The 21,962-nt window shown below is 35.7% G+C and carries 22 protein-coding genes; 9 read left to right on the forward strand and 13 right to left on the reverse strand.

What is annotated here, in order from left to right:
• The first annotated feature begins 65 nt into the window (after positions 1–65).
• The gene (gene srlR, locus DKK70_RS14680; protein WP_034883842.1) at positions 66–845 is read left to right on the forward strand and encodes a glucitol operon DNA-binding transcriptional repressor SrlR; all 780 of its coding nucleotides are present in this window, start codon (positions 66–68) and stop codon (positions 843–845) included.
• A 271-nt stretch (positions 846–1,116) separates the two neighbouring features.
• On the opposite strand, the gene serA is transcribed toward srlR, so the two are convergent.
• Both serA and rpiA read right to left on the reverse strand, forming a co-directional pair.
• Complete coding sequence (gene serA, locus DKK70_RS14685; RefSeq protein WP_110434657.1) at positions 1,117–2,358, reverse strand: phosphoglycerate dehydrogenase; 1,242 nt, start codon at positions 2,356–2,358, stop codon at positions 1,117–1,119.
• Positions 2,359–2,417: 59 nt separating this feature from the next.
• A complete protein-coding gene (gene rpiA / locus DKK70_RS14690) occupies positions 2,418–3,080 on the reverse strand; it encodes a ribose-5-phosphate isomerase RpiA (protein WP_110434658.1) in 663 nt (220 codons plus the stop codon).
• Between the two features lie 209 nt (positions 3,081–3,289).
• Here rpiA and DKK70_RS14695 point away from each other — a divergent pair, with 209 nt between their 5' ends.
• The 4 genes from DKK70_RS14695 to DKK70_RS14710 all read left to right on the forward strand — a co-directional run bounded on the left by DKK70_RS14695 (position 3,290) and on the right by DKK70_RS14710 (position 6,386).
• Positions 3,290–4,195 carry a LysR family transcriptional regulator ArgP gene (locus DKK70_RS14695; protein ID WP_034883838.1) on the forward strand — a complete coding sequence of 302 codons (906 nt, stop codon included), beginning with the start codon at positions 3,290–3,292 and terminating at the stop codon, positions 4,193–4,195.
• An 83-nt stretch (positions 4,196–4,278) separates the two neighbouring features.
• The gene (gene hemE / locus DKK70_RS14700) at positions 4,279–5,349 is read left to right on the forward strand and encodes a uroporphyrinogen decarboxylase (RefSeq protein ID WP_110434659.1); all 1,071 of its coding nucleotides are present in this window, start codon (positions 4,279–4,281) and stop codon (positions 5,347–5,349) included.
• Positions 5,346–5,948, forward strand: coding sequence for a YjaG family protein (locus DKK70_RS14705; protein ID WP_110434660.1), 603 nt, complete (start codon positions 5,346–5,348; stop codon positions 5,946–5,948). Before hemE ends, DKK70_RS14705 begins: the two co-directional genes overlap by 4 nt.
• A gap of 165 nt (positions 5,949–6,113) precedes the next feature.
• On the forward strand, positions 6,114–6,386 hold the full coding sequence (locus DKK70_RS14710; protein WP_110434661.1) for an HU family DNA-binding protein: 273 nt from the start codon (positions 6,114–6,116) through the stop codon (positions 6,384–6,386).
• 144 nt (positions 6,387–6,530) lie between these two features.
• Here DKK70_RS14710 and ybaK read toward each other — a convergent pair whose 3' ends face one another.
• The 4 genes from ybaK to glyQ form a co-directional block, all read right to left on the reverse strand.
• Positions 6,531–7,016 carry a Cys-tRNA(Pro) deacylase gene (gene ybaK / locus DKK70_RS14715; RefSeq protein WP_110434662.1) on the reverse strand — a complete coding sequence of 162 codons (486 nt, stop codon included), beginning with the start codon at positions 7,014–7,016 and terminating at the stop codon, positions 6,531–6,533.
• Between the two features lie 102 nt (positions 7,017–7,118).
• Complete coding sequence (locus DKK70_RS14720) at positions 7,119–7,943, reverse strand: hypothetical protein (protein WP_110434663.1); 825 nt, start codon at positions 7,941–7,943, stop codon at positions 7,119–7,121.
• A 60-nt stretch (positions 7,944–8,003) separates the two neighbouring features.
• Complete coding sequence (gene glyS / locus DKK70_RS14725; RefSeq protein WP_110434664.1) at positions 8,004–10,076, reverse strand: glycine--tRNA ligase subunit beta; 2,073 nt, start codon at positions 10,074–10,076, stop codon at positions 8,004–8,006.
• A gap of 10 nt (positions 10,077–10,086) precedes the next feature.
• Positions 10,087–11,019: a glycine--tRNA ligase subunit alpha gene (gene glyQ, locus DKK70_RS14730; RefSeq protein WP_034883827.1), complete on the reverse strand. Its 933-nt coding sequence runs from the start codon at positions 11,017–11,019 to the stop codon at positions 10,087–10,089.
• A 204-nt stretch (positions 11,020–11,223) separates the two neighbouring features.
• Here glyQ and envC point away from each other — a divergent pair, with 204 nt between their 5' ends.
• Complete coding sequence (envC, locus tag DKK70_RS14735) at positions 11,224–12,432, forward strand: murein hydrolase activator EnvC (RefSeq protein ID WP_110434665.1); 1,209 nt, start codon at positions 11,224–11,226, stop codon at positions 12,430–12,432.
• A complete protein-coding gene (locus tag DKK70_RS14740) occupies positions 12,429–13,238 on the forward strand; it encodes a divergent polysaccharide deacetylase family protein (protein ID WP_110434666.1) in 810 nt (269 codons plus the stop codon). Before envC ends, DKK70_RS14740 begins: the two co-directional genes overlap by 4 nt.
• Here DKK70_RS14740 and rapZ read toward each other — a convergent pair whose 3' ends face one another.
• The 4 genes from rapZ to dsbB form a co-directional block, all read right to left on the reverse strand.
• On the reverse strand, positions 13,239–14,087 hold the full coding sequence (gene rapZ, locus DKK70_RS14745; RefSeq protein WP_110434667.1) for an RNase adapter RapZ: 849 nt from the start codon (positions 14,085–14,087) through the stop codon (positions 13,239–13,241). It lies immediately after the preceding gene.
• Positions 14,088–14,187: 100 nt separating this feature from the next.
• Entirely contained in the window at positions 14,188–14,784 is a 597-nt protein-coding gene (locus DKK70_RS14750) for an XTP/dITP diphosphatase (RefSeq protein WP_110434668.1), read from the reverse strand.
• Positions 14,785–14,866: 82 nt separating this feature from the next.
• On the reverse strand, positions 14,867–15,523 hold the full coding sequence (rluA, locus tag DKK70_RS14755; RefSeq protein ID WP_110434669.1) for a bifunctional tRNA pseudouridine(32) synthase/23S rRNA pseudouridine(746) synthase RluA: 657 nt from the start codon (positions 15,521–15,523) through the stop codon (positions 14,867–14,869).
• Between the two features lie 76 nt (positions 15,524–15,599).
• A complete protein-coding gene (dsbB, locus tag DKK70_RS14760; RefSeq protein WP_110434670.1) occupies positions 15,600–16,133 on the reverse strand; it encodes a disulfide bond formation protein DsbB in 534 nt (177 codons plus the stop codon).
• Positions 16,134–16,283: 150 nt separating this feature from the next.
• On the opposite strand from dsbB, the gene rluC reads away from it, so the two are divergent.
• Together rluC and DKK70_RS14770 are read left to right on the forward strand one after the other, a co-directional pair.
• Complete coding sequence (gene rluC, locus DKK70_RS14765; RefSeq protein WP_110434671.1) at positions 16,284–17,258, forward strand: 23S rRNA pseudouridine(955/2504/2580) synthase RluC; 975 nt, start codon at positions 16,284–16,286, stop codon at positions 17,256–17,258.
• 25 nt (positions 17,259–17,283) lie between these two features.
• Positions 17,284–17,943 carry a histidine phosphatase family protein gene (locus DKK70_RS14770; RefSeq protein WP_110424426.1) on the forward strand — a complete coding sequence of 220 codons (660 nt, stop codon included), beginning with the start codon at positions 17,284–17,286 and terminating at the stop codon, positions 17,941–17,943.
• Between the two features lie 67 nt (positions 17,944–18,010).
• On the opposite strand, the gene DKK70_RS14775 is transcribed toward DKK70_RS14770, so the two are convergent.
• The 3 genes from DKK70_RS14775 to proS all read right to left on the reverse strand — a co-directional run bounded on the left by DKK70_RS14775 (position 18,011) and on the right by proS (position 21,929).
• The gene (locus DKK70_RS14775; RefSeq protein WP_110434672.1) at positions 18,011–19,465 is read right to left on the reverse strand and encodes a beta-barrel assembly-enhancing protease; all 1,455 of its coding nucleotides are present in this window, start codon (positions 19,463–19,465) and stop codon (positions 18,011–18,013) included.
• A 141-nt stretch (positions 19,466–19,606) separates the two neighbouring features.
• On the reverse strand, positions 19,607–20,119 hold the full coding sequence (locus tag DKK70_RS14780) for a dual specificity protein phosphatase family protein (protein ID WP_181416025.1): 513 nt from the start codon (positions 20,117–20,119) through the stop codon (positions 19,607–19,609).
• Positions 20,120–20,213: 94 nt separating this feature from the next.
• Positions 20,214–21,929 carry a proline--tRNA ligase gene (gene proS, locus DKK70_RS14785; protein WP_110434674.1) on the reverse strand — a complete coding sequence of 572 codons (1,716 nt, stop codon included), beginning with the start codon at positions 21,927–21,929 and terminating at the stop codon, positions 20,214–20,216.
• Positions 21,930–21,962 lie beyond the last annotated feature (33 nt).

Consider the following 21,962-nt stretch of genomic DNA (forward strand, 5'->3'; position numbering starts at 1 on the left):
GATTGAAGTATACTATCTTGCAAAATAAATGATCTTATTTACTGTGAAAATAATGGAATCTTGGCATGAAAGTTAAACAAAGGCAGACGGCAATTTTAGAATATTTACAGAATCATGGACAGGTTAGTGTTGATGAATTAGTGGCTCATTTTCGAACTACTGGAACGACAATAAGAAAAGATCTGACGCAACTTAATGAGAGTGGTTTAGTCCTGCGGACTTATGGTGGTGCGATGTTAAATCGAGAAATCGGTGACCGAGCTATCGATCATAAAACCTACATCAATACCGCCGCGAAAAAAGCGATAGCTCAAGAAGCCGCAAAACTGATTCATGAAGGTGATTCAATTATTTTTGATGCCGGTAGTACTGTAGCGCAGATGATCCCCATGTTAGCTCAATTTAATAATTTAACTATTATGACCAATAGCTTACACATGGTTAATGAACTGGTGGCGAATGATGATGATCAAACCATTATTCTAACCGGTGGTACCTTTCGTCGTAAATCAGCCTCGTTTCATAGTAATAATGCCTCCGCAATTGCTGCTTTTGAATCTTATTCTTTTGATAAATTATTTATGGGGGCTGATGGTGTCGATGTTGTTGGTGGTGTAACAACTTTCAATGAGAGTTATCATGGCAGTGTGGCGATGAGTAAAGCTGCTGCTAAATTAATTTTATTGGTTGATTCAACCAAATTCGGACGACGCAGCCCAAATGTGGTTTGTGATATTGAATCAGTTGATACCATTATTACCGACAATAATTTAGATGATAAATATTATGACGCCCTAATTGAGAAAGGCATCAAAGTTATAAAAGTAAAACCGTTAGATAAATAATGCATTTTTAGAATCTGAAAAATTTGCGCAATGGAGTTTTGCCACGCTCAATATTGGCTGATAAACCCGATATTTAACCACCAATTCTGATAATTTTATGTAAGATGGGGTTGCTGGTCACTAATCGTAACGTCTTAAAATGCTTAATTTGTTTCATAACACAAACTGTTTTAGAATCAAATTGTTTTAGAACGCGTTATCATGCGCTCGGACGCTATTATCCTTTAACACTACCTTGAATATTATCACCCGAACGCTTGGCTAACACAGATTAAAACAGTAATCTTGCTCGAATTGTACCGACTACATTTTTTAATTTCACCAATAACTCTTCCGCTTTATTTTGTTCTACTCTATCAATATCAATAACCACATAACCAATTTTGGCATCAGTTTGTAAATACTGAGCTGAAATATTTAAACCTTGTTCCGCAAATAGTGTATTTATGGCCGTCAATACCCCGGGTTGATTGTGGTGAATATTGATAAAGCGACTCGAGCCTTTCGCTGGAATCGGTAAGGAAGCTTCCGGGAAATTAACCGCCGAAAGGGTTGCTCCTGTGTCTGAATATTTAGCTAATTTAGTTGCAACTTCAATGCCAATATTTTCTTGGGCTTCACTGGTTGAACCACCGATATGTGGAGTGATAATCACATTATCGAATTTACATAGTGGTGATTCGAATGGGTCATTATTGGTTGCTGGTTCACTAGGAAAAACGTCAATTGCAGCACCACTAAGTTTATTGTTTTCTAGCGCTTGAGTTAAGGCCTCGATATCAATCACACTACCGCGGGAAGCATTTATCAATATTGAACCTGATTTCATCATATCGATTTCTGATTTACCAATCATTTTAATGGTGGTTGAATTTTCAGGAACATGCATGCTGACAATATCACTCATCGCAAGTAATTCTTTCATAGTTGAAATTTGTTTAGCATTGCCTAGCGGTAATTTGGTTTCGATATCATAAAAATAAACATTCATGCCTAATGATTCAGCCAATACACTTAATTGACTACCAATATGCCCATAACCAATGATGCCTAAATTTTTGCCGCGTGCTTCATGAGAGCCGGTAGCTAATTTGTTCCACTTACCTTGGTGAGCTTTGGCATTAGCTTCCGGCACACGACGAAGTAATAAGATTGCTTCGGCTAACACTAGTTCAGCAACCGAACGAGTATTGGAAAATGGCGCATTGAAAACAGGGATTCCTTTAACTGTCGCTGCATCAAGTTCAACTTGATTAGTACCAATACAGAAACAGCCAATTCCCGCTAGTTTTGGAGCGGCATCGATGATATCTTTGGTCAAATGTGTTCTTGAACGAATACCAATAAATCTTGCATCTTTTAATGCCGCTTCGAGTTCGGATCGCGATAGTGCACCTTTATGATATTCGATGTTGTTAAAGCCTGCCGATTTAAGTGTTTCAATCGCACTAGGGTGGACACCTTCAAGTAATAGAAACTTATTTTCATCTTTAGTTAACGCTTGAACAACCATCTCTTCCTCTCTATTTTTTATATTTAAATCAATTTATGATGCAACATTAAAACTGCAATCTATTTTTTTGTTACTTCTTTTACGCCAGAACTGGTACCGACTAAGGCGATATCTGCTCCTTTATTGGCAAATAATCCCACTGTGACCACACCGGGTATACTATTAATTCGATCTTCTAATTCCATTGGTTTGGCAATGACAAGATCATGAACATCTAAAATGACATTACCATTGTCGGTAATCACACCTTGCCGATAGATGGGTTTGCCACCAAGTTTGAATAATTCACGAGCAACATAAGAGCGTGCCATCGGAATCACTTCTACAGGTAGTGGAAATTTACCTAGCACATCTACCACTTTGGATTCATCAACGATACAGATAAACTGTTTTGCCAGAGCCGATACAATTTTTTCTCGGGTTAATGCGGCACCTCCGCCCTTAATCATTTGCATATTATGATTAATTTCGTCTGCTCCATCGACATAAATATCTAAGCTATCAACATCATTGCAGTCTAATACTGGTATGCCATAGCTTTTCAATTTTTGAGTTGAGGCTTCTGAACTAGAGACAGTTCCTTTTATCTGATCTTTCATTGTAGCTAAGGCATCAATGAAGTGTGCTGCGGTAGATCCTGTGCCTACGCCGACTAATGAATCAGGTTTAACAAATTTTAGCGCAGACCAACCCACTGCTTTTTTTAGTTCATCTTGTGTCATGATATCACCGTGTGTAAATCCAATTTCGATCAAAAAAAATAAAATTTTAAAAGCAAAATTATTTAAGATATGGCATAGTAACCAATTGGAAAGCAAAAATCATTAGTATTTTTAGAAAATCTATAAAGTTTTAAAACGATTTGAATTTTTTTGCAAAATTAAAGTAGCTTGAATGACCAAGCGTAGATCAAATCATTAGTAAAGAGATTATGAAGCGTCCAGATTATAGAGCATTACAAGCATTAGATGCAGTGATAAAAGAGCGAGGATTTGAACGAGCAGCTGATAAATTGTGTATTACACAACCAGCGGTTTCGCAACGAATTAAACAATTGGAAAGTTTTTTTGGTCAGCAACTCTTAGTGAGAACGATTCCCCCAAAAGCAACTAAACAAGGGGAGCATCTTTTAGGATTATTGCATCAAGTAGAATTGTTGGAACAACAATGGTTAGGCGACAATGAACAAAATACGACACCACTATCATTATCCATCGCCATTAATGCAGACTCTTTAGCAACATGGTTTTTACCTGCTTTAAAACCGGTATTAGATAAAAATATTTTACGTTTTGATATTCAAGTCAAAGATGAAGAGCATACTTTAGAACTACTACGTTTAGGAACGGTGGTTGCGGCTATTAGTATTCAACCTAATCCGTTACCAGGTTGTTTATCGGATTTATTGGGTGCATTGGACTATATTTTTGTTGCTTCTCCGGAATTTGCCAAAAAATACTTCCCTAATGGCGTAACCCGTTCATCGCTGTTAAAAGCTCCAGCGGTAGCATTTGACCATTTGGATGACATGCATCAAGCCTTCTTGCAAGAGAACTTTAATCTTACCCCTGGTAGTGTGATTTGCCATATAACCAGTTCATCTGAAGCTTTTGTTCAATTAGCTAAACAAGGTTCTGCTTGCTGTATGATTCCGATGCTACAAGTCGAGCAGGAGTTAAAAAATGGCGAATTGGTTAATTTAACCGAAGGTTTATTCCAAAGACGAATGCTTTATTGGCATCGTTTTGCGCCTGAAAGTAGCGTGATGCAAAATATATCCGAAACATTGATTCGTTACGCACAACGGATATTGTCACAACATCAAGAACGCAAATAACAGTCAGATTAACTATTTTTATCTGATCATAGTATATTGTTCTATGTAATTTACCTTCTATTACTATTTATAGAGCTAAAAAGATGAACCAATTGAAAAACGACCGTTATTTACGAGCTTTACAATGTTTACCTGTAGACTACACGCCAATTTGGATGATGCGCCAAGCCGGTCGATACTTACCTGAATATCGACAACTTAGAGCTAAAGCGGGTGATTTCATGACTATGTGCCAAACCCCAGAACTGGCCTGTGAAGCGACTTTACAACCACTACAACGCTTTGACCTTGATGCCGCTATTATTTTTTCCGATATTTTAACTATTCCCGATGCAATGGGTCTTGGTTTATATTTTGAAACAGGCGAAGGACCGAAATTTAAAAAAACAATTTCTTGTTTAAATGATATAACCCAATTGCCAGTACCTGATCCAGAAGAATCGCTGACCTACGTCATGGATGCTATTCGTTTAACCAAACAAGAATTAGATGGTAAAGTCCCATTGATTGGTTTCTCTGGTAGCCCCTGGACGTTAGCGACTTATATGGTTGAAGGTGGCAGCAGTAGGACATTCACTAAAATAAAGAAAATGCTTTATTGCGAACCTAAAGCACTACATTTACTATTAGAAAAATTAGCTAACAGTGTGGCACTATATTTAAATGCTCAAATAGCGGCTGGCGCGCAATCAATTATGATCTTTGATACCTGGGGCGGAGCACTTAGTCACCAAAGTTATCGTAGTTTTTCATTGCATTATATGCAATTAATTATATCGCAACTAAAACGTGGTAAGAAAAGCCAGAATATTACCTCTTATATTCCGGTGACGCTATTTACCAAAGGTGGCGGTTTATGGCTTGATGCGATTTCTAACTCAGGGAGTGATGCAATCGGTGTAGATTGGACAGTTGATTTGAATCAAATAGACCAAAAAGGTAATATTGCCATACAAGGTAATTTAGATCCGGCAATATTATATGCCAATCAAGAAACTATTGCGTCTAACGTAGAGTCAGTTTTAGCGGAATTTGGTCACTATAATGGTCATATTTTTAATTTAGGTCACGGTATTCACCAAGATATTCCGATTGAGCATGTGCAATATTTAGTTGATGCAGTACACAAACAGTCAAAAAGGTTTCATCCATGATTAAAAATCCAGTTCAATTAAGACTAGCAAAGTTGCCAGTCTGGAAGCAGCGTTTGTTTATGGTTTGTTTATGTGAACGAATGTACCCAAACTTTATTTACTATTGCAATTTGCAACAAGATGAACTGTCAGCTGTTGGATATAAAAAAATTCTTGATCTCATTTGGGAATCATTGTTAGTTGAAAATGTAAAAATCAATTTTGACTTACAACTCGAGAAACTAGAATCACTAATTCCAATTGTCAATGATGATAGCCCATATATGGTTTACCCTGCTATTGATGCTTGTCAGGCACTGAGTGAGATTTTACACTCTTTTATCAGTGGTGAAATAGTGGAACATACAGCCAGAGTTAGCAGTATCTCCGCAACTACTGTGGCGGAATTTGAAATGACCAAAGATAATATTGAGCTGGCAGAAGAAGAACAATCATCTTTACCTTGTGTAATTGAAGAATTTGATTTGCAATGGGAAATATATCGATTATTAACTGATGAAAATAATGAAAGCATTGATTTGATTCGCGGTCTTAAAATGGACATTCGGTCAGCAGAAATTAGCAATATTGGTGTTTTTTTGAGCGATCAAGCCAGTTGAAGCATTATTTTTTTAATTTCTATTAAATTTTTCTTTAACATTGAGCAAATATAGACTACATTTAATAGCTACGTAATCTAAATCACGTTTACAGAAGCAGAGTTAGGTTTCAACTTTGTTTATAATGTTAACTTTAACAATAAAATAAATATGTAAGGATATTCCATGAATAAAACAGAACTTGTAGATGCTATTGCTAGTAAAGCTGATATTACTAAAGTTGCAGCAAAAACTGCTTTAGAAGCAACTCTAGCTGCTATTACTGAATCATTAAAAGCTGGTGAGCCGGTTCAATTAGTTGGTTTTGGTACATTTAAAGTTAATGATCGTAAAGCTCGTACTGGTCGTAATCCAAAAACAGGTAAAGAAATCAAAATTGCGGCAAGCAAAGTACCTGCTTTCGTTTCTGGTAAAAGCTTAAAAGAAGCTATTAAATAATTTTTGTTGCTTTCTATAGTGAATTTCCTAAGGCCATAACCAATAAGTTATGGCTTTACTATTTTACATTCATCACTAATTCAATTTTCGTTTTTCGCTATTCTGTTCTTGATAAATATTTTCACCACTATCATCTAGCGCGATTTAAACCGTTAGTTTAGCAAATTTAGCATTTAATTCAGTGGCTAAATCCTCTGGTGATATTTCGATTTCTAATCCCCTTTTGCCACCGGAAACCATTATGGTTGCATATTGTTCGGCACTATTATCAATAAGTGTGGGTAATTGTTGTTTTTGCCCTAAAGGACTTATACCGCCAACTATATAACCGGTCCTTTTTTGTGCTAACTGCGGATCAGCTAATTCGACTTTTTTACAAGCTAGAATTTTAGCGGCTTGTTTAAGATCTAATGTACAATCAACCGGTAATACACAAACAGCTAAGGTTTTATTGTCACCATTCAAACTTACGACTAAAGTTTTAAATATCTGACCGGCAACAATATTAAGTTCCATCCCGAGTTTATTAGCTGCTTCTTGACCATAATGACTTTGATGGCTATCGTGTTGATATTGGTGAATATTGAATTTAATTTTATGCTTTTTAAGCAATCTAATGGCTGGAGTCATAATAGTAAAATATTATAAGTAAGGAGTGAGTAATCCCTACTAATTGTTATTAATAGGGATTTATATGATTAAACTAAACTATATACTACATTAAAAAGCCAACTAAGAGATAACTTTTTGGTTGTTTTGATTATTATCATCTAAATTCGGTTTTTCAGCCACATTAGATGCGCTGTATAAGCGGAAGAAGAAGCTATATACAAAGAAACCAAGAAATGTAGATAATACTGAATAAATAATCATTACAACAATATTATTACCTAGCATTGCACTAATAAAAAATAGTACTACATTTATAACCCAACTAATTAAAACCATTAACAAAGGCGCTTTCCATTGTGTTGCCGTTAATTTATGGCAATCAGCAAATTTTTGAAAAAAACCTTTTGAACTTGGACGGATTAATGAAGCACAAAAATAATATATAATGACACTTAAAAATAATCCAATTGTCGCACATGATAATAGTATTAAAATGTTAGCTGCGCGTGATGGTAAGATATAACCGATAATTGCAAAAATTAAAGAAAACACAATGGTTATTACAATTACTATAATAGAATAAATACAGGCAAAACCTAAAAGATTTAAAAACGCAGGTAATAGTCGTTCTAATACTAATTTCAGATCAAATTTATCACTAGTTGATAAATTATAAATAATACCTATCATTACTGACGAAATGAAGATATATATAATAAATAAAAGAAGTAATATTCCAAATATTGCACCAACTATATCAGCTGGATTGCTGTAATATATCATAGTTGCTGCAAAGGTTGATGGATCCATAATAAGATAGGTTAATAGTGAACTAGCTAATGAAATTACTATGCTAGCGATCGCAATTGCCACAAAGCGATTACGAATAAAGTTAATTGTTTGTTCAAAAGTAACAAAAAATGATAAATTATTTTGTGAGTTCATCGTTTTTCCTTATGGGTGGTAATACATGTATTACCACGGTATAGAGATTTAATTCAATAGTTATGATTGTAGTAAAGATATATCGGCAACTTTCAAAAATAAATTTTGTAGTTTCTTTAAAAGCGCCAATCGGTTTAGTTTAATTTTTTCGTCATCAACCATGACCATTACTTTTTCAAAAAATGTATCAATAGGTGCTTTAAGTGATGCTAATTCAATTAAGGCATCTTGATATCGGCTTTCAGAAAAGTAAGGTGCTAACTTGTCTGTCAATATTGCTATTTGCATGGCTAGATCGCCTTCAGCACCCGCTTCAAGCAATGAAGCGTTAATATTTTCAGGGATAGCGTTTTCGGTTTTAGACAAAATATTTGATACGCGTTTATTTGCTTCGGCTAACGAAGATGCTTCAGGTAACGTTCTAAAATGTGTAACCGCATTAACACGGGTATCAAAATCTGCTGGCTTGGTTGGATTGATTGCCAAAACAGCCTGAATAGTATCTATCGAGAATCCTTTTTCTTGATACCATGCACGGAATCGACCTTGCATAAAATTGACAATGTCTTCAACGACATTGTTGTTGGTTAATTTATTACCATATAATGATGTGGCAAAATTGGCTAGCTCAACCAAATCAAGCGGTAAGCTTTTTTCAACAATAATGCGTAATACGCCAATAGCTGCACGGCGAAGAGCAAATGGGTCTTTATCACCTTTAGGGTGCTGCCCTATACCAAAAATACCGGCCAATGTATCCATTTTTTCGGCAATAGATACTGCACTAGACACAGCGGTACTTGGTAGTTCATCACCGGAAAAACGTGGTTTATATTGTTCTTCTATAGCGGTGGCGACTTCAATAGTTTCACCATCTTTAATCGCTATATAGCGACCTATGATGCCTTGCGTTTCGGGAAATTCAAATACCGTATTGGTAACTAAATCGCATTTAGTTAATTTTCCTGCTCGTTTGGCCTGTTCAATGTCAGCGCCAATTTTTTCGGCGATAAAGCCTGATAAGGCTTCTATACGAAGCGCTTTATCTTTAACTGTACCAAGTTGTTGTTGGAACAGAACTGTTTCAAGGCGTGGAAGGCGATCAGCTAAACGTTGTTTTAAGTCTGTTTTATAGAAGAATTCGGCATCAGCTAAGCGTGGACGAACCACTTTTTCATTACCAGAAATAACCACTTGTGGATCTTTGGATTCAATATTGGCAACAAAAATGAAGTTTGGTAATAGTTTTCCTTGTTTATCATAAACTGGGAAATATTTTTGATCACCTTTCATGGTGTAGACCAATGACTCAGCTGGAACGTCCAAAAATCTCTCTTCAAATTTTGCTGTCAATACTACTGGCCATTCAACCAATGATGATACTTCTTCGAGTAAGCTTTCGGTTAAATCTGCTTTACCATTGAGTTTAGCTGCGGCGGCTTCAGCTTGCTGTTTAATAATTGCTTTGCGTTTATTATAGTCGGCGATAACTTTACCGCGCTGTTCAAGAATTTCAGGATATTGGTCAGCATTATCAATGGTAAATTCTTGCTCGCCCATAAAGCGGTGTCCGCGAATGATTCGAGCTGATTGAATATCCAAAATAACACCGGGAACCAATTCATCACCATATAACATGGTTACCGTATGACTTGGTCGAATAAATTCAACTTGGCGAGCCGCCCAACGCATAGGTTTCGGAATAGGCAGTTTGCTTAAGGCGTTTTTAACCATATCACATAATAAATTAACGACAGGCTGACCTTTTTGATTGTGAGTATAAGATAACCATTCACCTTTATCTGTTTGCATGCGCTCGGCTTGAGAGATATCAATGCCACAACCTCGTGCCCAACCTTCCGCTGCTTTGGTTGGATTGCCATTTGCATCAAATGCCGCACTTACCGCTGGACCACGCTTTACAACTTGGCTATCAGGTTGGGTATCATTCAAATTTAAAACTTTTAAAGCTAAACGGCGTGGTGATGCGTACCAAAGCACTTCACCATGTTCCAAGTTAGCATTATCAAGTTGTTCAATAAAATTAGCTGCAAAGCTTTCAGCCAAAGTGCGAAGTGATTTCGGTGGTAACTCTTCAGTACCGATTTCTACTAGAAATGTTTTTTGCATAATATATCAATTCCTACTTAGATGCATTTTGGTTAGAACTTGAATTTTGGCACATTGGGAAACCAAGTGCTTCACGAGACGCGTAATATGCTTCAGCCACCATTTTGGTTAATGTTCTGATTCGCAATATATAACGTTGTCGCTCAGTAACCGAAATTGCTTTGCGGGCATCAAGTAAATTAAAACAGTGAGCGGCTTTTAAAATACGTTCATAAGCCGGTAGTGGTAGCGGTTTTTCTAACTCGAGTAACATTTTGGCTTCTTTTTCATGTTGTTCAAAACAATAAAATAAGAAATCAATATTAGCGTATTCGAAATTATAAGTAGATTGTTCAACTTCGTTTTGATGGAAAACATCACCATAAGTGGTTTTACCAAAGGCTCCATCACTCCAGATTAGATCATAAACGCTATCGACACCTTGAATATACATAGCAAGGCGTTCTAAACCATAAGTGATCTCACCAGTAACGGGTTTACATTCAAGTCCACCAACCTGTTGGAAATAGGTAAATTGGGTGACTTCCATACCATTTAACCAAACTTCCCAACCTAATCCCCAGGCACCTAATGTTGGATTTTCCCAATTATCTTCAACAAAACGGATATCATTTACAGTTGGATCAAGACCAAGTTCTTTTAATGAACCTAAGTAAAGCTCTTGGATGTTGTCCGGTGATGGCTTTAAGATAACTTGAAATTGGTAATAATGCTGTAACCTATTAGGATTTTCACCATAGCGACCATCAGTAGGGCGACGAGATGGTTGAACGTAGGCGGCGTTAATTGGTTCCGGACCTAGTGCTCTTAAACAGGTCATTGGATGAGAAGTTCCTGCACCGACTTCCATATCTAATGGCTGAATCACTGTACAACCTTGATTAGCCCAATAATCTTGTAACGTAAGTATTAAACCCTGAAAGGTTTTGACATTAAACTTTTGCATGATGTTATCTTTGTGGTTGAATTAATTTTTTTCTACAAATTAAATAGTGATACATTTTATACTTTTTATTGGTGCTTGTGAAATGTCAAATTACTTTATATTGATTAAGTTACCTAAGAGAGTTTTCATTTTGCATCTTGACTTATTTCTAGGTATAGTGAAGTTATCTAACTTGCTTGGTAATAAATCATAAATAAAAAGGCCATGTCTATTTATCAAAAATTATTGATTATTTTTTTTATTGGATTGATGAATACGCCCTTGGTGTATGCGAATGATAATAAAAAACTAGAATCATTGCGTCGTTCAATTGTAGAACAAGAAAAGCGTTTAGCACAACAAACAAAAAAACGAACTCAATTGATTAATGATCTAAAAGATCAAGAAACTGAAATTGCTAATTTACTCACCTCGATTGAAAAAAAAGGTTTAACTCTTAAAAAACTTGCTAAGGAAATAGCCAGTTTAATTAAGCAAATTGATGATCTAACCATTAAACAGCAGCAACAACAAGATGAGTTATCCAGACAGTTAGAAAGTGCATTTAAATTAGGAAAGAATACCAATTTTAAGCTGATCTTTGCTAGCGAACAAAGTGAGCGTAATGAACGCCTAATTACTTATTTTCGTTATATCAATGAAGCTAGACAACAAAAAATTAATCAACTTCATGAAACCCAATTACAACTCAATGAGAAGAAAGATGCTTTACAAAAAAAGCAAACCACTCAAAAAAACTTACATAATAAGCAAAAACAAGAGCAAATAGCGTTAGAACAAAATCACCAAAAACGGCAAAAAACCATCAATTCTTTAGAATCATCAATGGAAAAGAATCAGCAAAAATTAGCTCAGCTTAAAGAAAATGAAGCAAAATTGCAGGCAAAAATCATTGAAGCAGAAAGAGAAAGTCGTCGCATAGCGGAAGAAGAAGCAAGACAAGCAAGAAATATTCAAGAAAAACAGAAAAATAAAAATTATACACTTAATGCAGATGAACGAGCATTAATGGCTCGAATTAGTGGTATCGGCAAACCAGAACATCAATACCGTTGGCCGATAAATGGCACTATTGCTCATCAATTCGGTGAACCGTTACAAGGTGAACTTCGTTGGAAGGGATTGGTGATTAACGCCAAAGATGGTACGCAAGTTAAGGCTATTACCGACGGACGCGTTATCCTTGCTAGTTGGCTACAAGGTTATGGTTTTGTGGTTGCGCTTGAGCATGGTAAAGGCGATATGAGTTTATATGGTTACAACCAACGTGTTTTAGTTGAAGTGGGTGATAGTGTTACAACCGATCAGCCAATTGCCATTGTTGGCTCCAGTGGTGGTCAAAATACCTCTGGACTTTATTTTGAAATTCGCCGAGATGGCAAAGCTTTAGATCCTAGTGGTTGGTTAAAATGATTAAATATCTATTTTATCTAGGGATATTATGGTTAACTATAAATAGTGTGTTTGCTGCAAAACTTGCCGTAGTGATTGATGATTTTGGTTATCGTCAGCACAACGAAGAACAAATTATTTCATTTTCACCCAATATTACCATCGCGGTTTTACCTCATTCACCTAATGCTAAACAGATAGCAACCCGTGCTCATCAGCATGGTAATGAGGTGATTATTCACTTACCTATGGCACCTATGGGTAAACAATCTTTAGAGAAAGACACGTTATTTCCTGATATGACTGAAGCTGAAGTTAAAAGAGTTGTGGACGAAGCAGTGTCGAGTGTTCCTTATGCAATTGGGGTGAATAATCATATGGGCAGCTTAATGACATCTGATTTCGATGGGATGTATAAGGTTATGAAAGCGTTGCATCATCATGCATTGTTTTTTTTAGATAGTAAAACGATAGGGAAAACACAAGTAAAAAATGCGGCAAGTGACTACAACATCGCTGTTGTTGAGCGTGATGTTTTTTTAGATTTTCAGCAAACAGAGAGTGCCATTAGTCAACAGTTTGATCTGGCAGTCAAAATTGCGCAAAAAAATGGTCATGCTATTGCCATTGGTCATCCATATCCTGAGACAGTCAATGTTTTACGGCAAAAATTAGCTAATTTGCCGAGCAATATTGAATTAGTTAAAATTAGTCGATTAATTCCACCATTATCACCTAAACATAAACCAACGCTTAAAGATATTTTTAAAAAATTTAAAAAACGTTTTGAAAAATTACCTAATCTTAATCTTGTTAAACCGCAGTAGCTATTTTTTTTCAAGTGTTCGATGGCGAATTTGAACTTGTTTATTTTGTGCTTTAAAAAATTCGGCTAGTTGTTCAGCAATAAAGACTGAACGGTGTTGACCACCGGTACAACCGATGGCAATAGTTAAATAGCTACGGTTGTTTTTTTCTAACATTGGTAACCATTGTTGTAAATAATTAGCGGTTTGATAGATGAAATTGGTGACTTCGTTATGTTTTAATAGAAATTCTTTCACTGGCATATCTAGGCCAGTCAACGGTCTTAACGTGATGTCCCAGTGTGGATTAGGTAAAAATCTGACATCAAACACGAAATCAGCATCAACAGGTAAACCATGTTTGAAGCCAAACGATTCAAAAATTATGGTTAATTCCCGTTCTTTTTTCCCTAAAATTCGAGAGCGAAGAATATTGGATAATTCGTGAACAGAAAGATTATCTGTATTGATCAGCAAACTGGCGTGTGACTTTAATGGTTCTAGATATTTTTCTTCAAGATCGATGGCTTCTTCTAAAGAATATTTTTGATTAGTCAGCGGATGTATTCGTCTGGTTTCGCTATAACGTTGAATTAGCGTATTACGGCTACAATCAAAAAAGATTATTTCTGGCGTAACTGAGGAAGGTAATCGCTGAAATATATCATGGTTAAAATTGAAGTTAGCTGGTAAATTGCGAATATCTATACTAATTGCCACCGGGGTATTGCTATTTTTTAATGACTCAGCAAGTTGTGGTAATAAAGCGACAGGAATATTATCAACACAGTAAAACCCCATGTCTTCCAATGCTCGTAATGCAATTGATTTTCCTGAACCTGAGCGGCCACTTACAATAAACAATATCACAATATCAACTCCAAAATAATTGGTACACCTAGTATATCCTGTTTAGTTCAACATGTGCAATTAATGAAAAGAAACCGTCAGTAAAGAACTAATAATCTAGCTAATAGTCGGTTTTTATCTTAGCTATTAACTGTTTTAAAGCCTGTCCACGATGAGAAATTTGACTTTTATGTTCTTTTGTTAGTTCTGCCGCACTGCAATTAAGTTCCGGAATATAGAATAAAGGATCATAACCAAAACCACCATTGCCATGGGGTTGATTTAAAATTAATCCATTCCATTTTCCTAGACAGATGATTGGTGTTGGATCATTTTCATGTCGCATAAAAGCGAGTGCGCAATAAAAGTATGCGGTTCTTTTTTCTTTCGGCACATCTTTTAACTCAAGCAGTAATTTCTCATTATTACTTTTATCATTCCCATGTTCTCCGGCATAACGAGCCGAATAGATACCCGGTTGACCGTTAAGGGCATGAACAACTAAACCTGAATCATCCGCTATTGCCGGTAATTGCGTCACTTTTGCGGTATGTCTTGCTTTTAAGATAGCATTTTCAATAAATGATAAACCGGTTTCTTCGACATCAGGAACATTGAAGGTATTTTGGGCGACAACAGCGAATCCTGCATCGGCTAAAAGTGTTTGTAATTCACTGACTTTGCCTTGGTTATTAGTGGCTAAAACAATTTTTTGCATTTTATGGCTCCATGATAAAACAAGTTTGGTTTATATCGTAATTAGCAAATCGAATATTAAAAGTTGATAATATAGTTAAATTTTAAAAATCAGGCTCACAACAAAACGTCATACTTTCTCCTGTTTTAGGATGGTTTATGCTGAGATGTTGGGCATGTAATAATAGCCGGTTTGACATCGAAAATGCTTCCGGATGAGCATAAAATTTATCGCCTAAAATGGGATGGCCAATTGCTTGCATGTGCACTCTGAGTTGATGAGATCGTCCGGTAAACGGAAATAGTGCCACTCGCGTGGTATTATCATTATTACGGCAAATAACTTGGTAATGCGTTAATGCATATTTGCCATTATCGTGATCTACCATCTGTCTTGGACGATTAGGCCAATCACAAATCAACGGTAATTCGACTTGACCACTGTCATCTTCAAGATGACCATGAACTACGGCGATATAAGTTTTTTTAGGTATACGTTCTCTAAACTGCTTTTTTATTTCTCGATCCGCTAATTTAGACAAAGCGGCAACCATAATGCCACTCGTTGCCATGTCCAGGCGATGCACAGATTCAACATAACTATATTTTTGTTGTAAACGATGAATAATACTATCGATAAATTGCGGTTTATTTCCTGAGACAGACAAAATACCAGGTTGTTTATTAACCACAACAATATGGTCATCTTGATATAAAATAGTTAACCAAGGATCAATGGGGGGATGATATTCCAAAAGCATGTATGTGTGATAATTTGTAAAATTAAATTGCCACACATTCTAACAAACTCAACAAAAAGTGCCAGTTGAAAAAAGTCTAATTACTCCAGATTGACCTTTTTTTAGATGAAAAAATTTGACTAAAGAGGATTACTAAACCGACCAATAAATAACCAGCAAAAATAATAATCATCCATTGTGACATTTCAATAGTTAAAAATGACCAAATTTTCTCTGAACAAGAACCATAAGCATTAAACATGCTTGGTAACCATTTATCCAAAGGTAACCAAGACGGGAATTGGACATTGATTGCACAAGTATCACTTAAATTGGGTTCAAATTGTAAATGGGCATGAAAAGTTGCCAGATTAAAACCTTTAATAGCGCTAACTAACCAAATGAGAATACCGATTAAACGAAAAATGAGTTTTCCTGGTGCAAGAAGACCGACTAGGCTACCTAACATAATTCCATAAATTGCACAACGTTGATAAATGCATAAAGTACAAGGAGCTAGGCCTAAACCATATTGAAAATAGAGGGCAGTTAATTCAAAAATAGCGGTGGAAAGAAATAATAAAAACCAGGCAAATCTTTCCCGAGAGTATTGATTGAGTAAAGATAACATACTATTTTATTCCTCCATATTCCGCTATAATCATCTCAATATTATAGATTATTAACATCAATCTATTTTATTCTTATAACCTGTAGTGTAGTTTATTTTTAAATAATATTAAACGACTTTTATTAATTAAGGGTGGATTAAGCTTTTCCTATGGACTCAAATGTTCAACAAACAAAATTACATGTCTCATTTGTCACTATTACCGAAGAAAATGTGACACAGCGAATTGATAACTTTTTAATCACCTATCTTAAAGGTGTGCCTAAAAGTATGATTTATCGCATACTTAGAAAAGGAGAAGTGCGCGTTAATAAAAAGCGTATTAAACCTGAATATAAATTGGTCATCGGCGATGAAGTTCGAATTCCACCGATTCGTGTTTCAGAAAAAACGGTTCCTGAAATTTCCAAAAAACTAAATAAAGTTGCTGATTTAGAAAAATCTATTATTTATGAAGATGATGTAATTTTAGCCATTAATAAACCATCTGGAATTGCCGTACATGGTGGTAGTGGCTTAAGTTTTGGGGTGATTGAAGGATTAAGAGCATTAAGACCTGAAGCCAAATTTTTAGAATTAGTGCATCGTATCGATCGAGAAACATCCGGTGTTTTACTTATTGCGAAAAAACGCTCGGCATTAAAAGCACTACATGAACAGCTGCGTTTGAAACAGATGCAAAAAAATTATTTAGCTTTAGTGAAAGGTAATTGGCCATCTGAATGTAAAGTTGTACAAGCACCATTATTAAAAAATGTACTTAAAAGTGGTGAACGTGTAGTTAAAGTGAATGCCGAAGGCAAACCATCGGAAACACGATTTAAAGTAGAAGAACGCTTTGGATTTGCAACTTTAATAAAAGCTAGCCCAGTAACCGGACGAACTCATCAAATTCGGGTACATACGCAATACGTTAATCATCCGATTGCATTTGATGATCGCTACGGTGATAACCAATTTGATGCACTGTTAGTTAAAAGCAAACTTAACAGACTATTTTTACATGCAGCTAATGTGAAATTTATTCATCCTAAAACTATGCAAGAGATGCAATTACATGCACCAATGGATGAAATTTTGCAAAATTGCTTAACCCAGATTAGAAATGATAAATATCAACAATGATAAAATGAGAAGGTAATTAATAAGAATGAAAGATCTTAATTTATATTTAATTAGACACGGACAAACCGAATGGAATATTAAAGATCAGATGCAAGGCTCGAAAAATTCGCCTTTGACTGAAAATGGTGTTTTAGGGGCCAAAATAACTGGAAAGTATTTAAAAAATACGCCATTTATACAAGCTTATTCTAGCCCTCAACAACGTGCTATGGAAACTCGAGATTATATTATTCATGAAAATGACAATGTCATACCTAGCACTGAGCTTGATAATTTACGAGAAATGGATTTTGGCATTTGGGAAGGAAAGCATGTTCCTTTATTAAAAAAAGAAATCCCCGAATTTACAACTTATTTAACCGATCCAGGGAACTTTGATGCTTCTATTAACCAAGGTGAAAACTACCTTGATATACTTTCTCGCATGAAAGAGGCATTAAACGTTATTGTAAAAAATGCACCACAAGATAAAGGTAATATTTTAGTGGTATCACATGGTACGGTGTTACGAATATTACTTTGTGTTTTAAATGGTGGAGATTGGCGTCGACATCGAGATCAAGATTATTTTCCTCGAGTGTTAAATACCAGTATTAGTCTAGTTAACTACAAACAAACTGAAGATAATCCAGAAGGTGAATTTTCAGTTAAGTTTTATAATAATGTTGATCATTTAACCAATTAATTACCGTTATTTTTATCATGTTTTCTCGGCTAATGCTAATTAAGCTATTAGCCGAGTAATATTTAGATTATTTTCTGCTATAAACTGCGTAACGTTTTTGTAATTGTTTTAATTGATTAATTCTTGCATCAATTTTGGAAATTAATGTTTGATTACCTTTAGCTTGTGTTTTGGCATTAGTTAACAATTGAATTGCATCAGGAAATCTTCCTTTAAGCGCAATTAATTCTGCTGTGGCACTCATTTCTTGAGCTCTTGATTTTAATCCACCATAAGCGGTAACCAATAGATCCCAACCATTAGTATCATCATTGTGGTCAAATGTATAACGATGTAATAAACTTACGGCTTGCTGATATTTGCCAGCTTTTATATAAGCGTTAGCTAAGTTTAATTGTAAAGCTGTGCTATCCGGTGATCGCTTTAATGCCGTTTGCAAACGAGTAATCGCAGTACTACTATCATTACTGTCTAAATCAATATCTGTCATTAAATCAATATACCAAATATTATCAGGGTCATTATCTAATAACGGTTGTAATTCACTTTTGGCACGTACTGTATCTTGATTATTGTAATAATTTAGTGCGATGGCATAGCTCAGTGCTTTTTTACCCTGATCACTATTCAATTTACGATAATCATTAATCAACAGTTTAGCGGTATTACTATTCCCCATAAATATTGCTATTCTTGCCTTGGCTAAATAATAGCTTAATGAAGAAGGTATATTTTTTTTAGAATATTGCAGAGATCGATTACGGATATCTGACAAACGGCTATTAGGTAATGGGTGAGTCATTAAAATTTCCGGAGGTTTACTACTAAAGCGACTTTCATCCGCTAGTTTTTGTAAAAATTCGGAAGAAGCATAAGGATCAAATCCTGCTTTAGCTAATGTTCTAAGCCCAACTCTATCCGCTTCTTGTTCGTTTGATTGAGTAAAACTAATCATACTTTGGGCTGAACTTGCCATGGTGGTTGTTATTCCCGCTATACCTGCTTCTGGATTAGCTAGGGTTAATAGTAACGAACCTAAGGCTCCCCCCCACACATAAGGGCTATTTTTATTTTGGGCTTCCATCGCCCGCGCTAAGTGACGTTGCGTAACGTGACCAATTTCGTGAGCCATAACTGAAGCTAATTGGCTTTCATTGTCGGTATCCATTATTAATCTAGAATGAATAACAACATTTCCACCAAAAAAAGCAAAAGCATTAAGCACATTACTTTTCATCACATAAAAATGGAAGGGGGTTTGTACTGATTCTGATTTAGACACCAATTTTTTACCCAAATCATTAATATATTGATTTAAGACAGGATCATTGGCGATAGGAGCACTGCCACGTAACAAGCGCATATAATAATCACCCATCTCATTTTCTTGCCCGATACTTAGTGTAGATGAGGCTGCCGTTCCTATATCAGGTAGTTTAATATTATCTGCTGCATAGACAATGGCGCTATTTTGTAATAATAGTGATGTCGATAATACCAATGCGATTGCTTTTTTTAACATACATTTAACTCATAAAAAAAAGATTAATAGTTAAGTATTCTAGCTTAAAAAAAAGACAATATCACTTTGAATTTTTTATCAATTTGAGCTATTACCGCTATACTATTTAATTTACTCGATTTAATAATTTAAATAATGAGGTTATTCAAAAACCGCGTGGCGAATTTGTTCAACATCAACATTTTTAATATAGTTTTGTATATTGGGATAAATATTATAATGATGGCCGAACTCAGGTTGCATTAATTCATCAATAACTTGACGTTTACTCCAATTTTGAAAGACTAAGCGATACATTGCAATAACTACACCTGTTCGGTCACTGCCATGCCAACAATGAATTAATATTGGTTTAGGTGAATTTTTGATTGCTTTAAGAATTTGGATTATTTTTTTATCGGTAATATTGCCTGCTCGTAGATTAATCCAAACCTCAGAGATCCCGGTATTGGCAATTTTATCCCGATCACTATGCCATAATCGCAGATTAATTATAGTTTTAATGCCTACTTTATCAAGTTGTACTATCTGTTTTAGATTAGGTTGTTCAGAACGATAGATATCGTTTGAGACTTGATAAAAATTATTGGGAAAGGGTGAGGAATTAATGTTAGATTGGCAACTGCTAATAATAAAAGCTAAACAACACAACAAGAAAAGGTTCGCTATTTTGCACAGTTTAAAATAATAGTGAGCCATTAATTGTTGTGTTCTATACATTAGTAAAACTTTTATTTAATTGTTAAATTTATTGTTGACGATGTTTGATAAATTCAACGATATCGTTAACTTTTATCAACTCTTTATCGCCACCAGCACGATGTTTATATTCAACATCACCGTTATCAAGGTTACGTTCACCGATAACAATAGTATGTGGTATACCGATTAATTCAGCATCAGCAAACATAACACCTGGGCGCTCTTTTCGGTCATCAAATAATACTTCAATACCAGCGGCTTGAAGATCAGCATAAAGTTTTTCCGCAGTCGCTTGTACTTTTTCTGATTTGTGCATATTCATTGGAATAATAACAACACTAAAAGGTGCAATCGCTTCAGGCCAAATAATTCCGCGCTCATCATGACATTGCTCAATTGCAGCGGCAACAATTCGGCTAACACCAATACCATAACAACCCATGATCATCACATGATTTTGACCATCTTCACCTTGGACAGTTGCTTTCATGGCTTCTGAATATTTAGTACCAAGTTGGAAGATATGCCCAACTTCAATACCTCGTTTAATTTGCAATGTGCCTTTGCCATCCGGGCTAATATCACCTTCGACCACATTACGAATATCTTCGATACGAGGTAAATCCACATCGCGTTGCCAATTGATATTAAAGTAATGTTTATGGTCAATATTGGCACCGGCAGCAAAATCACTCATTACTGCGACATCACGGTCAATTATAATTGGCATACTGAGCTTGACCGGTCCTAGAGAGCCAGGTCCAGCATTGACTAAGGCACGAATTTCATCTTCAGTTGCAAATTCAAGTGGTGATGCCACAATATCAATTTTTTCTGCTTTGATTTCGTTTAACGTATGATCACCACGGACTAATAAAGCTACAAGTTGGTGACCACTCTCTTTAGTTGCCTTAACCATTAACGTTTTAACGGTTTTTTCAACTGGTATATTGAATTGTGCAACTAATTCATCAATTGTTTTGGCATCAGGCGTATCTACTAATTGCATCTCTTTAGTTGGCGCTTGGCGTGTTTGGGTTGGCGCTTGCGCTTGTGCCATTTCAATATTGGCAGCATAATCGGATTCAGTTGAAAAGACGATATCATCTTCGCCACTATCCGCTAATACTTGGAATTCATGTGACCAATTACCACCAATTGAGCCAGTATCAGCACGTACTGCTCTAAAATTTAAGCCAGCCCGAGTAAATACTGCACTGTATGCCTTATACATATCATCATACGTTTCTTGTAATGACTCTTGCGAGGTGTGGAATGAGTATGCATCTTTCATAATAAATTCACGTGAACGCATTACACCAAAACGAGGACGGACTTCGTCGCGGAATTTAGTTTGGATTTGATAAACATTTAGCGGTAATTGCTTATAAGAACTCACTTCATTACGTAGTAAGTCAGTGATCACTTCTTCATGAGTTGGCCCTAAGACAAAATCACGATCGCCACGATCTTTAATACGTAATAATTCAGGACCATATTGTTCCCAGCGGCCACTTTCTTGCCATATATCGGCAGGTTGTACCACCGGCATTAATACTTCAATTGCACCGGCGTTATTCATCTCTTCACGAACAATATTTTCCACTTTTTTTAGTACACGATAACCAGTGGGCAGCCATGTGTACAATCCGGCAGCAACTTTGCGGATCATACCGGCACGTAACATTAATTGATGGCTAATTACTTCAGCATCTGCTGGTGTTTCTTTTAATGTAGATAGAAGATATTTACTGGTTCGCATACATTTATCCCGAAAAATAATTTATATATAAAT

Source organism: Gilliamella apicola (genome assembly GCF_003202655.1).
GTDB classification, from domain to species: domain Bacteria; phylum Pseudomonadota; class Gammaproteobacteria; order Enterobacterales; family Orbaceae; genus Gilliamella; species Gilliamella apicola_R.